We start from the raw sequence: 15,008 nt of genomic DNA on the forward strand, positions 1-15,008 counted from the left end.
TGCTCCGGCGGCTGCATCCGGGCTTCTTCCGCAAGACGACCTGCCCGATGGCGGCGCCGGACGGACGGGATGGTGGCGCGAGGCCATGTCCGCCCTCGGGGACCGCCTCCCGCTGTGGGTCCGGTTGCGGTGCGGTCTGGAGCCACGGGCGCTCGCGGCGCTCGGTGTCGTCCTGGCCGGGGGCGCGGTGCTGGCGACGGCCCATTTCTGGTCCGCCCGCCCGGAAGCCGTCCGCCCGCCGGACCGGGTCGCGGAGGCCGCTGTCGTACAGCCGGCGGATCCCGGAGCCCCGAGCGCCCAGCAGTACGGCCTCACGAACGGGCCGGGAGCGGGGCCTCGGAGCGGCACGTCTCCCGGTGGGCAGATCGTCGTGGACGTCAGCGGCAAGGTACGCCGGCCGGGTGTCCGGTATCTCCCGGCCGGGTCCCGGGTGGCCGACGCCTTGCGGGCCGCGGGAGGTGTCCGGGAGGGAACGGACGTGAGCACGCTCAACCGCGCGCGTGTGCTGACGGACGGCGAGCAGGTCGCGGTGGGGCTGCCCGCCGCACCTCCGCCCGGGGGCGGAGCGGTGCTGGCCGGCGGATCTTCGACAGGAGCGGGAGCCGGCCCGGCGGCGCCGCTGAGCCTGGGCACGGCGACGCTGGAGCAGCTGGAGACTTTGCCGGGCGTCGGGCCGGTGCTGGCCCAGCACATCATCGACTACCGCACGGAGCACGGCGGTTATCGATCGGTCGACGAGCTCCGCGAGGTCAACGGCATCGGTGACCGCAGATTCGCCGACCTGAGGCCACTGGTCCGGCTGTGAACGCTCCTGACGTACACGCGGATTCGGGCAGGCGCCTCGGGTTGGCCGAGCCTCGCCAGGATGGCCCGGCCGACCTGCGACTGGTCCCGCCGGCCCTCGCGGCGTGGGCCGCGGCCGCAGTGGCGCTGGATGCCCCCGGCAGGTGGGTGGCGACCGCGGTGGGGCTCTGTGTGTGCGCGGCGCTGTGCCTCCTCGCCCGTAGGGGCGCGGGCCGGATGGGGCGCGGACACAGGACAGCACACGGACGACGAATCGCCCGGGCGGAGCGGACGCCCACGGGGCGGGCGGACCGCCTCCCCGGCCCGGGAGCGCGCGCGACGGCTGTTGCCGGGGTGCTGCTCTGCGCTGCGGCGGGAGGGGCGGCAGCAGGGCTTCACGGCGCGGAGGTCCGCTCCGGCCCTCTCCCCGCGCTGGCCGAGACGTACGCGCGGGTCGAGGCGGATGTGACGGTCACATCCGACCCGCGTCGGACGCGGCCGGGAGTCCAGGGCGACCACAGCACGCCCGTGTCCCTGCTCGTCGGAGCCGAGGTGGACCGGTTGATCTCACCCGACGGCACGGTCACCCGGCTCCGGACCCCCGTCCTGATCATGGTCGCTCCGGGGGACGAGGCGCAGCGGTGGCAGCGGTTGCTGCCCTCGACGCGCCTGCGCGTCAGCGGCAGGCTCGCGCCACCGCGCCACGAGGGTGAGCGCAGCGCCGCCGTACTCCGTACCGGCGCGAGCGACGCCCCGTACCTCCTCGAGGGGCCCACGCCGACGCAGCGCTTCGCGGGGAGTCTGCGGTCCGGCCTGCGGGAGGCCACCGACGGGCTCGACGCGGATGCGCGGGCGCTGCTGCCGGGGCTGGTCGTGGGCGACACCTCACGGGTCCCACCCGACCTGGAGGACGCCTTCAAGGCCACCGACCTCACCCATCTGCTGGCGGTTTCGGGCGCCAACCTGTCGATCCTTCTCTTCCTCCTCATCGGGCCCCCGGGCACGGCCGGGCGCAGCGAACGCCGCGGCCTCGCGCCTCGACTGGGAATCTCCCTGCGCGCCACCGCCCTGACCGGTGGCGGGATCGCACTCGCCTTCGTGATCGTCTGCCGCCCCGAGCCGAGCGTCCTGCGCGCCGCGGCCTGCGGTCTGATCACCCTGTTGGCCATCGGGACCGGACGGCGACGGTCCCTCATCCCCGCTCTGGCCGCCGCCGTTCTACTGCTCGTGCTGTACGACCCGTGGCTGGCCCGTAGTTACGGGTTCCTGCTGTCCGTGCTCGCCACGGGGGCGCTTCTGACCCTCGCACCCAGGTGGGGCGCGGCACTCCAGAGGCACGGCGTCCCGGCCAGGCCCGCCGAGGTGCTGGCCGCGGCGGCGGCCGCCCAGGCGGTATGCGCGCCGGTGGTCGTCGTCCTCGCGTCGAGGGTGAGCCTGGTGGCGATCCCCTGCAACCTGTTCGCGGAGTTCGCGGTGGCCCCGGCCACAGTGCTGGGCTTCGCCGCGCTCGCCGTGGCGCCGGCGTCCATGCCGGTCGCGAGAGCAGTGGCCGAGGTCGCCGGAGTGCCTGTCGGGTGGATCGCCTCGGTGGCCCGTACCGGTGCAGCCCTTCCAGGAGCGGAATTGGACTGGCCGGGCGGATGGCGGGGTGCAGCGCTACTGGCCGTCCTCACGGCGGCACTGGTGCTGTCGGCCCGCCGCCTGGCCCGTCACCCCTGGATCTGCTGCGCCGCGGTCCTCCTCCTGGTCCTGGCCGTGCTGAGACCCGTGCCGCTCACCCGATTCATGTCCGGGTGGCCGCCGCCGGGTTGGACCTTCGCGCTGTGCGACGTGGGGCAGGGGGACGCCATGGTGCTGGCCGCGGGCAAGGGCACCGGGGTGGTCGTGGACACCGGGCCCGAGCCCCGTCGGGTGGACCGTTGCCTGCGTGATCTCGGCATCACCCGTGTGCCGCTTCTGCTGCTGACCCATTTCCACGCGGACCACGTGCGCGGTCTGCCGGGTGTGTTGCGTGGCCGCGAGATCGGGGTCGTGCAGACCACCAGCCTCGACGAACCGCCGGAGCAGGCCGCCTTCGTGCGGCGCACGGCCGCAGGCGCGGGCGTTCCGATGGTGCGGGCGGCGGCGGGGGAGCGGCGCAGGGCGGGGCCGCTCGACTGGGAGGTGCTGTGGCCCGTCGGTGACGCGCGAGGAGTGGCACCGGCCGGCACGACAGAGGAGCCCAACGACTCCAGCGTCACCCTGCTCGTCCGGTCCGGAGGCCTGAGCCTGCTCCTCCTCGGGGATCTCGAACCTCCGGCGCAGCAGGGGTTGCTACGCAGCCATCCCGTCCTGGCCCGGGTGGACGTACTCAAGGTGGCGCACCACGGTTCGGCCCATCAGGACGTCGCGCTCCTCAGCAGAGTCCGGCCGAGGCTCGCGCTGATCAGCTGCGGCGCGGACAACCCCTACGGGCATCCGTCGGCCCGCACGGTCGCGGCGCTCGAAGCGACGGGCGCGAAGGTTCTGCGTACAGACCTCCACGGGGCGATCGCGGTGACGGGCTCCGGTGCAGGTCTGCGTGCGACGGGCCGCTCATGATGACCGCCTGACGAGCCTCCCTGACAGCCCTTCCGGGATCCACCGGCCAGGGTGGCCGGGCAGGGCGGCCGGGCAGGGCGGCAGGGTGGAGTGCCAGGGACGCCCAGCCGCTCACTGCCCACGGGAGCCGGGAGCCGGGATCCGGGAGACAACGGGGCGAGTGGGCGTAGGGGGAGACGAGGAGCGGGGGCGTGGGGCGGGCACAGGGCAGGGGGCGGCGGCGCGCACGGCACCCTTGTCGTCAGACCAGCCAGGTGCCGTCGAGCATGAGGTCCCGCCCCGCTTGTTCGTTCACCTCGCGCCATGCCCGGACGGTTTGCGGCGTGATGCGCAGGTACACCCAGGCGGGCTGCCCGCGCGGATCCCAGGCGAGCGCCTCGAAGAACGCGTCACCTGAGTCGGCGGGAAGAGCGGCCCCTTCCACGACCTCGGCCGTGCCCTCGATCAGCACCACATCGCGGGTGTGGCCCAGCGTGATCCTCACCTGTCCGGCGGGAGTCACGTTGACCGCGGTGGGGTTGCCGCGACGGGTCGCCATCAGCAGCGTGCCCCGGTCCCACACGAACGACAACGGCACCAGACACGGCACACCGTCGGGTGAGGCGGTCGCCACCCAGGCGTCCTTGTCCTCCGCCAGACGGCGGAGGACATCCCGCTTGCGCTGTTCCGGGCCTCGCGCCGGCTCTCGATGTGTCACGGCCGTGACGCTAGCCGCCCGCACCGGACCGCACATCCGTCGGCGGTCCTAGAACCAAAGCCGCATGCCGCCGTCACCTCCGCCGGGACACACTGGCGCCATGGCCGAGAAACCTACGCCGCCACAGCCGAGGGGTGCCCTGGACACCGCACGGGTGGAGGCCTACCTCAAGCGGATCGGTGCCGCCAAGCCCCTCCCGCCTGACGTGGACACCCTGCACGAGCTGCAGCTCCGTCACCTGACGACCGTCCCCTTCGAGAACCTCTCCGTCCATCTCGGTGAGGACATCGTCCTGGAGGAACGGAGGCTCGTGGACAAGATCGTGACCGAGCACCGAGGCGGCTTCTGCTACGAGCTCAACGGTGCGTTCGCCGCCCTCCTGCGCGCACTCGGCTTCCGCGTCGCGCTCCTTCAGGCGAGGGTCTTCGGCGACGGTGGCCGACTCGGGATCCCGTACGACCATGTCGCCCTGAGCGTGGAAACCGTGGACGGTGCAGGTCCCTGGATCGTCGACGTCGGATTCGGCGACCACGCGCTGAGCCCGCTCCGTCCGGATCTGCGCACCGACCAGGACGACCCGTGCGGCACCTTCCGCTTCCGTGAGGCGCCGCAAGGGGATCTCGATCTGCTGCGTGACGGATCCAGGCAGTACCGCCTGGATCTACGACCGCGTGCGCTGACGGACTTCCGGGCCGGGGCCTGGTACCACCGGACCTCACCGGATTCTCCGTTCACCCGGTCCCTCATCTGCTCCCGGCGCACCGAGGAGGGCCGGGTGACGCTGAGCGGCCGCACCCTCATCACCACGGTGCGGGGAGAGCGGCGGGAGAAGGAACTTGCAGAGGACGCCGAAGTGCTCGCGGCCTACCGCGACCACTTCGGGTTGGCACTCGAAAGCCTGCCAGTGGCACGCCCTCCGATGCCATGGCCGAAGCCCGGCGGCACGGACACCAGGCGAGACACCAGGCGAGTCCCCGAGAACTGACCCCCCCGGCCGGAGCAGCGGCAGGCACCAGCCCCGTACGGAGTCGCAGCGGCGACCATGGGCTGCCCGCCCTGCCCCGGAGGCCGGTACACGGGGTGGAAGGCCTTACGCAGGCCCCCGGCCTGGGGCCCCTACGCCACCAGGCCCCAGGCCCGGGGCCCGGGGCCCTACGGAGCCTCCAGCCACCCCTCGTACTCGGCCGCGAACGCGTCCAGAGCCGCGGAGTCCAGGCGCGCCGCCGGGTCCTCCACCACGACGAGCCACTGGGCGTCCTCGGCGTCGTCCTCCCCCGCCAGGGCGTCCCGGACCAACTGCGGTTCCTCGACGACACCGAACCGGTCGTGGAGCTCCCCGGCGACCTCCTCGGCCGAGTCCCGGTCTGGCAGCACCAGCACATGTCTCACATCGCTCACCCGGTCATTCTCCGGCACCCGTGCACCCCGGAGGTACGGCGGGGCGGCTGCCGGGCGGCGTTGTCACAGCGGCGTGGGATGCTGGACCGCGATGGCCACCAGACGCAATCCCACCGACGACCCGCTCGCCCCCGTCACGCTCGCCGTGGGCCAGGAGGACCTGCTCCTGGACCGTGCCGTGCAGCAGGTCGTGGCCGCCGCCCGCGCCTCGGACGCCGACACGGACGTCCGCGACCTCACCGCGGACCAGTTGCAGCCCGGTACCCTCGCGGAGCTCACCAGCCCTTCGCTCTTCGCCGAGCGCAAGGTGGTGATCGTGCGCAACGCGCAGGATCTCTCCGCCGACACGATCAAGGACGTCAAGGGGTACCTCTCAGCCCCCGCCGAAGAGATCACCCTGGTGCTCCTCCACCCCGGTGGTGCGAAGGGCAAGGGGCTGCTCGACGCGGTGCGCAAGGCCGGAGCACGTGAGGTGGCCTGCCCGAAGACCACCAAGCCCGCCGAGCGGTTGTCCTTCGTACGGGCGGAATTCCGCACCCTGGGACGCTCGGCCACACCGGAAGCCTGCCAGGCGCTGGTGGACGCCATCGGAAGCGATCTGCGGGAGCTGGCCTCCGCGGTCTCGCAGCTGGCCGCCGATGTCGAAGGCACCATCGACGAAGCGGTGGTCGGCCGCTACTACACGGGCCGGGCGGAGGCTTCCTCCTTCACCGTCGCCGACCGGGCGGTCGAGGGCAGGGCGGCGGAGGCGCTGGAGGCGCTCCGCTGGTCCTTGTCCACCGGCGTCGCACCCGTCCTGATCACGAGCGCGCTCGCGCAGGGCGTCCGGGCCATCGGCAAGCTCTCGTCGGCCCGGGGCGGGCGGCCCGCGGACCTGGCCCGTGAGCTCGGGATGCCGCCCTGGAAGATCGACCGGGTCCGCCAGCAGATGCGCGGATGGACCCCCGACGGGGTGTCGGCCGCGCTCACCGCCGTGGCGGCGGCGGACGCGGGCGTCAAAGGCGGCGGGGACGACCCCGAGTACGCCCTGGAGAAGGCCGTCGTGGCCGTTGCCCGCGCGGCGCGCAGCGGCAGGCACTGAAGCCGGCAGGCACTGAAGCCCGGTCCCGGCACGAGCCGGTACGGGCCGACACGGTCCCGGCACGAGCCGGTACGGGTCGGGCACGGCCGGAGGCCCTGCGCGAGCGCGTTCGTGATCAGGACGTCCGCCCCGTGGTGTACCCGTCCGGCCTGCGGCGGACCGACTCGCTCGCCCCCGTCCCACCCCCGAGGTCGGCGTAACACGCGACGAAGGCCCCGGCCGAGTCCTGGGGAGGACGTCGGCCGGGGCCTTCGGTTCACGCTTTGTGCGCCGCACCCGCGTGGCGAACGCAGGTTCGGTGTGCGGCGCGGGGTGCCGGTCAGGAGCGGGAGAGAGGGCCCGCTGAGTCCCTTCCGGCGATCACATCAGTAGCTCAGCCCTGGAGGGCGGCAACCTTGAGCGCCAGCGCCGACTTCTTGTTGGCGGCGGCGTTCTTGTGGATGACACCCTTCGAGACAGCCTTGTCGAGCTGACGCGACGCGTCGCGGACGGCCTGGGTGGCCTTCTCGACGTCACCGGCAGCGGCAGCCTCACGGGCCTTGCGGATCGAGGTCTTGAGCGAGGACTTGACGGCCTTGTTGCGCAGGCGCGCCTTCTCGTTCGTCTTGTTCCGCTTGATCTGGGACTTGATGTTCGCCACGAAAGAGCCTTTTCAGGTTCGTTGGATCTTCTTTGTGCGCCACGCCGCCTCAGAGGCCACGAGGCACAGCTGTCCACGGTAGCAGTCACCCTCGCACCGGCCCAAACCGGTCCCGGCCCCCCAGGCGTGGGACCATGGAGGCTACGTATCGATCCGTCCGACCCGACATCGACCCGAGACACGGCGTCCGGCGTCTCAAGAATCAGGACCCTGCGTGCCCGCGACTCCTACCAACGTGCCCGAGCCGAGCCGTACCGACCCGGCGCTGATCCGCAATTTCTGCATCATCGCGCACATCGACCACGGCAAGTCGACCCTTGCCGACCGGATGCTCCAGCTGACGGGAGTGGTCGACCAGCGGCAGATGCGCGCCCAGTATCTCGACCGGATGGACATCGAGCGCGAGCGCGGCATCACCATCAAGTCCCAGGCGGTCCGTCTGCCGTGGGCACCCACCGAGGGTGAGACCAAGGGCTCGACCCACATCCTCAACATGATCGACACCCCCGGCCACGTGGACTTCACCTACGAGGTCTCCCGCTCCCTGGCCGCCTGCGAGGGCACCGTCCTCCTGGTCGACGCCGCGCAGGGCATCGAGGCGCAGACGCTGGCCAACCTCTACCTGGCGATGGAGAACGACCTCACCATCGTCCCCGTGCTCAACAAGATCGACCTGCCGGCCGCGCAGCCCGAGAAGTTCTCCGAGGAGCTGGCCAACCTCATCGGCTGCCAGCCCGAGGACGTGCTCAAGGTCTCCGCGAAGACCGGCGTCGGTGTGGACGCCCTGCTCGACAGGGTCGTACGCGACGTCCCCGCCCCCGTCGGCCAGGCCGACGCCCCGGCGCGCGCGATGATCTTCGACTCCGTCTACGACGCGTACCGCGGTGTCGTCACGTACGTCAGGGTGGTCGACGGCCAGCTCAACAAGCGTGAGCGCATCAAGATGATGTCGACCGGCGCTACCCACGAGCTGCTGGAGATCGGTGTCTCCTCCCCGGAGATGACGCCGGCCGACGGCATCGGTGTGGGTGAGGTCGGCTACATCATCACCGGCGTGAAGGACGTCCGGCAGTCCAAGGTGGGTGACACCATCACCTCCCTGAACAAGGGCGCCACCGAGCCGCTGGGCGGCTACAAGGACCCCAAGCCGATGGTGTTCTCGGGGCTCTACCCCCTGGACGGATCCGACTACCCGGACCTGCGTGAGGCCCTGGACAAGCTCCAGCTCAACGACGCGGCCCTGGTGTACGAGCCGGAGACCTCCGCCGCGCTCGGCTTCGGCTTCCGGGTGGGCTTCCTCGGCCTGCTCCACCTCGACGTGATCCGTGAGCGCCTCGAGCGGGAGTTCGGCCTCGAACTCATCGCCACCGCCCCCAACGTGGTCTACCGCGTCGAGATGGAGGACGGCTCGGAGCACACGGTCACCAACCCGAGCGAGTTCCCCGAAGGCAAGATCGACAAGGTGCACGAGCCGGTCGTCAGGGCCACCGTCCTGGCGCCCAGCGAGTTCATCGGCGCGATCATGGAGCTCTGCCAGAACCGGCGCGGCACGCTGATCGGCATGGACTACCTCTCCGAGGACCGTGTCGAGATCCGCTACACCCTGCCGCTCGCGGAGATCGTCTTCGACTTCTTCGACCAGCTGAAGTCCAAGACCCGCGGCTACGCCTCGCTCGACTACGAACCCACCGGTGAGCAGTCCGCCCAGCTCGTCAAGGTCGACATCCTGCTGCACGGCGACAAGGTCGACGCCTTCTCCGCCGTCACGCACAAGGACAAGGCGTACGCGTACGGCGTCCGGCTCGTCGCCAAGCTGCAGAAGCTCATCCCGCGGCAGAACTTCGAGGTGCCGATCCAGGCGGCCATCGGCTCCCGGGTCATCGCCCGCGAGACCGTCCGCGCCATCCGCAAGGACGTCCTCGCCAAGTGCTACGGCGGTGACATCTCCCGTAAGCGGAAGCTGCTGGAGAAGCAGAAGGAAGGCAAGAAGCGGATGAAGATGGTCGGCAACGTGGAGGTGCCGCAGGACGCGTTCATCTCCGTCCTGTCGACCGACGAGTCGGCCGGCGAGGGCAAGGCGAAGAAGTAGCGCCGCGTGGCCGGGCCGGTCCGGTCCGGTCACCGCGTCGTCCGTGCCCGACCCGCTCGGACGGTGCCGTGAGTACGTTTTCCGGCGTACCCCGGAGTAGCCCAACTGGCCCCTGTGCCGCGGACATCCGCGACGCAGGGGCCGGCTTCGTTATCAAGCGGCGGCCGGTTGCCCCTTACGTCTCGGACGCACGCGCTCTACTCTGATCACCACCCGTAGTTACTCGCCAGTTAAACAAGCAGGCCGAGCGGGAACGAGAAGCAGGACATCAAGCAGCAGCACCCCCATGAACCGGTCGTAGCAATGCCGCAGGCCCGGAGGACGTCGTGAGCGACACACAGACCCTGATCGATAGCCGACCGCCCTCCGTGGCGACCCTCTTCATCGAACGCGTGGCGGCCACCCCGGACGGTGAGGCCTACCGCTATCCCGTGCCGGCCGCCTCGGGCCAGGGGCCGGACGAATGGAAGTCGCTGACCTGGGCCCAGGCCGCCGACCGGGTCAACGCCATCGCGGCAGGTCTGATCAGCCTCGGGGTGCTCCCGGAGGAGCGTGTGGCGCTGGCCTCCGCCACCCGTGTCGAATGGATCCTCGCCGACCTCGGCGTGATGTGCGCGGGCGCGGCGACGACGACGGTCTACCCGTCGACGAACACCGAGGAGTCCGCCTTCATCCTGGCCGACTCCGACAGCCGGGTCCTCATCGCGGAGGACGCCGCGCAGCTCGCCAAGGCCAGGAAGAGCAGGGACTCGCTGCCCGCGCTCGCCCATGTCGTGGTCATCGACCCGGCGGGTGCCGGGCCGGCCGAGGGCGACCCGGAGGGCTGGGTGCTCACCCTGGCCGAGCTCGAGGCGCGAGGGGCCGAGCACCTGGCCCAGAACCCGGCCGCGATCACCGACCGGGTCGCCGCCATCACGGCCGACCAGCTGGCCACGCTGATCTACACCTCCGGCACCACGGGCCGACCCAAGGGCGTGCGGCTGCCGCACGACAACTGGTCGTACATGGCCAAGGCGACCGTCTCCACCGGGATGATCAACTCCGACGACGTCCAGTACCTCTGGCTGCCGCTCGCGCACGTCTTCGGCAAGGTGCTCACCTCCGGCCAGATCGAGGTCGGTCACGTCACGGCGGTCGACGGCCGCGTCGACAAGATCATCGAGAACCTGCCGGTGGTCCGGCCGACCTACATGGCGGCCGTCCCCCGCATCTTCGAGAAGGTCTACAACGGCGTCGCCGCCAAGGCACGCGCGGGCGGCGGAGCCAAGTACAAGATCTTCCAGTGGGCCGCAGGGGTCGGGCGCGAGTACGCGAAGGTGTCGCAGGACAACTTCCGCCGGACCGGCAAGGCCTCCGTCCCCTTCGGGCTCGCGGCCAAGCACAAGGTCGCCGATACCCTGGTCTTCGCGAAGATCCGCGAGGCCTTCGGCGGCCGTCTCCGCGCCTGCATCTCCGGCTCCGCCGCCCTCGCACCCGACATCGGGCTGTTCTTCTCCGGCGCCGGGATCCACATCCTCGAGGGCTACGGCCTCACCGAGTCCAGCGCCGCCTCCTTCGTCAACCCGGGCGAGGCCTACCGCACCGGCACCGTCGGCAAGCCGCTCCCCGGCACCGAGGTCCGGATCGCGGACGACGGCGAGATCCTGCTGCGCGGTCCCGGCCTCATGGAGGGCTACCACCAGCTGCCCGAGAAGACCGCCGAGGTGCTGGAGTCCGACGGCTGGTTCCACACCGGCGACATCGGCGAGCTCTCGCAGGACGGGTACCTGAGGATCACCGACCGCAAGAAGGACCTGATCAAGACGTCGGGCGGCAAGTACATCGCCCCGGCGGAGGTCGAGGGCCAGTTCAAGGCGGTGTGCCCGTTCGTCTCCAACATCCTGGTGCACGGAGCGGACCGTAACTTCTGCACCGCCCTGATCGCGCTGGACGAGCCGACCATCCTCGGCTGGGCCGAGGAGAACGGCCTGGGAGGCAGGCCGTACGCCGAGGTGGTCGCGTCGCCGCAGACCGTGGAGCTCGTCGAGGGCTATGTGAACCGGCTCAACGAGGGCCTCCAGCGCTGGCAGACCATCAAGAAGTTCCGGCTGCTGCCTCGCGACCTGGACATCGAGCACGGTGAGCTGACACCCAGCCTCAAGCTGAAGCGCCCGGTCGTCGAGCGCGAGTACAAGGACCTCATCGAGGACATGTACGCGGGCTCCCGCGAGGCCTGACGGCAAGGGGCACGGACGGCGGGGCCGCGAGACGCGCAAGTATCTCGCGGCCCCGCCGCCGTTCCCGGCCCGCCGGGTGCCCCGTCCCCGCCGCCCGCTCGCTCGCGCCCGTCCGCCCCGGTGCCGTTTTCCAGCCCTCCCGTCGCGACTTCCGTCACTCGCCGCTTATGGACGCGCCCGGTCTGTCACTCTGTCCGGGTACGTCAGCGGTGTTCAGTGAGACCGTCAGGAGCCGCACCGTGGGGTCCATTCCCTTGCAGCGGGACATCCTTCAGCGTCCCGGCAGTGTCGTCGCAGGTCAGGGCGGGGACGTTCGTCCCGTCGCGTGTACGAGCCTGCCCGGGATCCCCCAGGCCTCGGCCGCCGCGCGCCGATTCGTCCGGGCGGCGCTCGGCGACTGGTCGGACCTGGGACTCCCCTCCGACGGTGAGTTCGGCGACCGGCTCACGGACGACGCGCTGACCGTGGCCAGCGAGCTGGTGACCAACGCCGTGGTGCACGCCGGCACGGCGGTCGACCTGCTGCTGAGGCTGGAGGACTCTGTCGGGCCCGAGCCCGCCGCCTTGGTGCTGGAGATCACCGACCACCACCCCGCCCGGTCGGTGCGTGACACCGGGGCCGAGCGACCCGACCCCGCAGAGTACGGCCGTGGGCTGCAGCTCGTCGCGACCCTCGCCGAATCCTGGGGCATCACCTACCGAGCGGGCCTCAAGACCGTATGGGCCCGTCTCCTGGGCGACGACCGCTACGGACTGCCCGATGCCGCCGCGGACACGGACGGCCTCCGTGGGAGCGTCCCGCGCACCGCGGGCGCGCCCGCCCTCAGCTCCGGACGTACCGCGCGCGACGACGCGGGCTGGGCCGGACGCGGCGGCCTCTCCTTCCTCGCGGAGGCCTCGGGCCTGCTGGCCGGCCAGCTCGACGAGAACCTGGTGGCATCGACGGCGGGGTCGCTCCTGGTTCCGCGGCTCGCCGACTGGTGCGCGATCTGGCTGGAGAGCGAAGGCGCGGGGCCGGCGGCCGAACCCCGGCTCGCCGGCGTCTGGCACACCGACGAGGCCAGGGCGGGGATGCTGCGCGCCGCACTCGAGAAGGAGCCGCTCCGCCTCCCCGGAGGCGTCGGCGCCGGCCCCGTGCCCATCCCCTGGCGGGGAGGCACCGGCTCGGGCACCGACCGCGGTGAGGGCACGGGGGTCGCGCTCGCCCACCGCATCACCTCGGGCGGGCGGACCCTGGGCGCGGTCCTGGTGGGCCGCGAGGGAGCCGGCGACATCCCCGAGCAGGTCGTCGCCCTCCTCGCGGACTTCGTTCGCAGGGTGGGGCTCGCGGTGGGCGCCGCCCGCGCCTACACCCGCCAGGCCACGATCAGCCGCATCCTGCAGCGCGGACTGCTCCCCAGCAAGGTCGCCGAGATACCGGGCGTCACCAGCGCGCTGGTGTACGAGCCTGGGGACGACGGCGTGGTCGGCGGCGATTTCTACGACCTGTTCCCCTGCCCCGGCGGCCGCTGGTGCTTCGTGCTCGGGGATGTGCAGGGCAGCGGTCCCGAGGCCGCCGTCGTCACGGGCCTGGCCCGTCCCTGGCTGCGGCTGCTGTCCCGTGAGGGCTTCGGCGTGGGCGAGGTGCTCGACCGCCTCAACCGGCTCCTCCTGGACGACGCCATGGAGGCGGCGGAGGCCGCAGCCCTCATGGTGGCCGCGGCGGGAGGCCAGCAGATCCAGGACGGCGAGCAGATCCAGGACGGCTCCCAGTCCCGCTTCCTCTCGCTGCTCTACGGCGACCTCGTACCGCTTCCCGGCGGCGGTGTGCGCTGCACCGTGGCCAGCGCCGGCCATCCCCTCCCGCTGCTGCTGCGCCCCGACGGAACCGTCCTCCCGGCCGCCGAACCCCAGGTGCTGCTCGGCGTCGTCGAGGACGTCGCCTACGACAGCCGGAGCTTCGACCTGGAGCCCGGCGACAGCCTGCTCTGCGTCACCGACGGGGTCACCGAGCGGCGCTCGGGCCGGCGGATGTTCGACGACGGCGACGGTCTCGCCCGGGTCCTCGCCGAATGCGCGGGGCTCCCGGCCTCCGCCGTGGCCGACCGGATCAAACAGGCCGTCCACGCGTTCGCCGAGCGCCCGCCCGACGACGACCTCGCCCTGCTCGTGATCCAGGTCGACGAGGCCCGGCGCACGGATGTACGGAGCGGCTCCGCCGACGAGTGACAATGGACGGTATGCCTTCCGTACTGCCCGATGGTGAGCCCGTGCCCGACGACGGGGCACTGCCCCGCCACGCCCTGGAAGGCGCCGCCGACCGGCCGCTCGGCTTCTACCTGCACGTGCCCTACTGCGCCACCCGCTGCGGCTACTGCGACTTCAACACCTACACCGCCACCGAGCTGCGCGGCTCCGGCGGAGCCCTGGCGTCCAGGGACAACTACGCGGCCCACCTGGTCGAGGAGATCCGCCAGGCCCGCAAGGTGCTCGGTGACGACCCCCGCCCGGTCCGCACCGTCTTCGTCGGGGGCGGCACCCCGACCCTGCTGCCCGCGGCCGATCTCGTCCGGATGCTGGCGGCGGTCCGGGACGAGTTCGGGCTGGCCGAGGACGCCGAGATCACCACGGAGGCCAACCCGGAATCCGTCGATCCGGCCTATCTGGCGGCGCTCCGGGAGGGCGGTTTCAACCGGGTGTCCTTCGGTATGCAGAGCGCACGGCAGCATGTGCTGAAGGTCCTGGACCGCACCCACACCCCCGGCCGGCCCGAGGCGTGCGTCGCCGAGGCCCGTGAGGCCGGGTTCGAGCACGTCAACCTCGACCTGATCTACGGCACCCCCGGCGAGTCCGACGACGACTGGCGCGCCTCCCTCGACGCGGCGATCGGCGCCGGCCCCGACCACGTGTCCGCGTACGCGCTGATCGTCGAGGAGGGCACGGGGCTCGCCCGGCGCATCCGGCGCGGCGAGGTCCCGATGACCGACGACGACGTCCACGCGGACCGCTACCTGATCGCCGACGAGGCCATGTCGGCGGCCGGCTTCTCCTGGTACGAGGTGTCGAACTGGGCGCGCACCCCGGAGGGCCGTTGCCTGCACAACGAGCTGTACTGGCGCGGGGCCGACTGGTGGGGCGCGGGCCCCGGGGCGCACAGCCACGTCGGCGGAGTGCGCTGGTGGAACGTCAAGCACCCCGGGGCGTACGCGCAGGCCCTCGCCGAGGGCCGCTCACCCGGCGCCGGCCGGGAGGTGCTCGGCGACGAGGACCGGCGCGTCGAGCGCATCCTGCTGGAGCTCCGGCTCGTCGAGGGCTGCCCCCTGTCGCTGCTCGCCCCCCAGGGGCTCGCCGCCGCGGGACGCGCGGTCCGGGACGGGCTGCTGGAGCCGGCCCCCTACGAGGAGGGCCGCGCGGTACTCACCCTGCGCGGCCGCCTGCTCGCCGACGCCGTCGTCCGCGACCTGGTGGACTGAGGCTGCCCCGCGGGCCCGCGCACCGCAGGCCGCGCTCCCGGCCCGATGAGTTCGGACGGCTGCAGGAGTCTGA

General features: G+C 72.0%; 11 protein-coding genes. 8 read left to right on the plus strand and 3 right to left on the minus strand.

Annotated features, from left to right (window positions below; all coding sequences use genetic code 11):
* Nucleotides 1–85 precede the first annotated feature (85 nt).
* Both ACGFNN_RS02425 and ACGFNN_RS02430 read left to right on the plus strand, forming a co-directional pair.
* A complete protein-coding gene (locus ACGFNN_RS02425) occupies nucleotides 86–805 on the plus strand; it encodes a helix-hairpin-helix domain-containing protein (RefSeq protein WP_393552077.1) in 720 nt (239 codons plus the stop codon).
* Entirely contained in the window at nucleotides 802–3,363 is a 2,562-nt protein-coding gene (locus tag ACGFNN_RS02430) for a ComEC/Rec2 family competence protein (RefSeq protein ID WP_393552078.1), read from the plus strand. The genes ACGFNN_RS02425 and ACGFNN_RS02430 overlap by 4 nt, the downstream gene beginning before the upstream one ends.
* A 241-nt stretch (nucleotides 3,364–3,604) precedes the next feature.
* Here ACGFNN_RS02430 and ACGFNN_RS02435 read toward each other — a convergent pair whose 3' ends face one another.
* Complete coding sequence (locus ACGFNN_RS02435; RefSeq protein WP_393552080.1) at nucleotides 3,605–4,060, minus strand: pyridoxamine 5'-phosphate oxidase family protein; 456 nt, start codon at nucleotides 4,058–4,060, stop codon at nucleotides 3,605–3,607.
* Nucleotides 4,061–4,160: 100 nt separating this feature from the next.
* On the opposite strand from ACGFNN_RS02435, the gene ACGFNN_RS02440 reads away from it, so the two are divergent.
* Nucleotides 4,161–5,045, plus strand: a complete 885-nt coding sequence (locus ACGFNN_RS02440; RefSeq protein ID WP_393552082.1) for an arylamine N-acetyltransferase — start codon at nucleotides 4,161–4,163, stop codon at nucleotides 5,043–5,045.
* Between the two features lie 167 nt (nucleotides 5,046–5,212).
* Here the strand turns inward: ACGFNN_RS02440 and ACGFNN_RS02445 are convergent, their stop codons facing one another.
* Complete coding sequence (locus ACGFNN_RS02445) at nucleotides 5,213–5,458, minus strand: hypothetical protein (protein WP_362549347.1); 246 nt, start codon at nucleotides 5,456–5,458, stop codon at nucleotides 5,213–5,215.
* 91 nt (nucleotides 5,459–5,549) lie between these two features.
* On the opposite strand from ACGFNN_RS02445, the gene holA reads away from it, so the two are divergent.
* Nucleotides 5,550–6,539 carry a DNA polymerase III subunit delta gene (gene holA, locus ACGFNN_RS02450; protein WP_393552084.1) on the plus strand — a complete coding sequence of 330 codons (990 nt, stop codon included), beginning with the start codon at nucleotides 5,550–5,552 and terminating at the stop codon, nucleotides 6,537–6,539.
* A 373-nt stretch (nucleotides 6,540–6,912) separates the two neighbouring features.
* On the opposite strand, the gene rpsT is transcribed toward holA, so the two are convergent.
* A complete protein-coding gene (rpsT, locus tag ACGFNN_RS02455; protein WP_362549353.1) occupies nucleotides 6,913–7,179 on the minus strand; it encodes a 30S ribosomal protein S20 in 267 nt (88 codons plus the stop codon).
* A 214-nt stretch (nucleotides 7,180–7,393) separates the two neighbouring features.
* Here rpsT and lepA point away from each other — a divergent pair, with 214 nt between their 5' ends.
* The 4 genes from lepA (at nucleotide 7,394) to hemW (ending at nucleotide 14,935) form a co-directional block, all read left to right on the plus strand.
* On the plus strand, nucleotides 7,394–9,268 hold the full coding sequence (lepA, locus tag ACGFNN_RS02460; RefSeq protein ID WP_393552085.1) for a translation elongation factor 4: 1,875 nt from the start codon (nucleotides 7,394–7,396) through the stop codon (nucleotides 9,266–9,268).
* 326 nt (nucleotides 9,269–9,594) lie between these two features.
* Complete coding sequence (locus tag ACGFNN_RS02465) at nucleotides 9,595–11,484, plus strand: AMP-dependent synthetase/ligase (RefSeq protein ID WP_393552087.1); 1,890 nt, start codon at nucleotides 9,595–9,597, stop codon at nucleotides 11,482–11,484.
* 239 nt (nucleotides 11,485–11,723) lie between these two features.
* Entirely contained in the window at nucleotides 11,724–13,691 is a 1,968-nt protein-coding gene (locus ACGFNN_RS02470; protein ID WP_393552088.1) for a SpoIIE family protein phosphatase, read from the plus strand.
* 2 nt (nucleotides 13,692–13,693) lie between these two features.
* Nucleotides 13,694–14,935 carry a radical SAM family heme chaperone HemW gene (gene hemW, locus ACGFNN_RS02475; protein WP_393552089.1) on the plus strand — a complete coding sequence of 414 codons (1,242 nt, stop codon included), beginning with the start codon at nucleotides 13,694–13,696 and terminating at the stop codon, nucleotides 14,933–14,935.
* Nucleotides 14,936–15,008 lie beyond the last annotated feature (73 nt).

Source organism: Streptomyces sp. NPDC048590, from assembly GCF_043199535.1.
Taxonomy (GTDB): domain Bacteria; phylum Actinomycetota; class Actinomycetes; order Streptomycetales; family Streptomycetaceae; genus Streptomyces.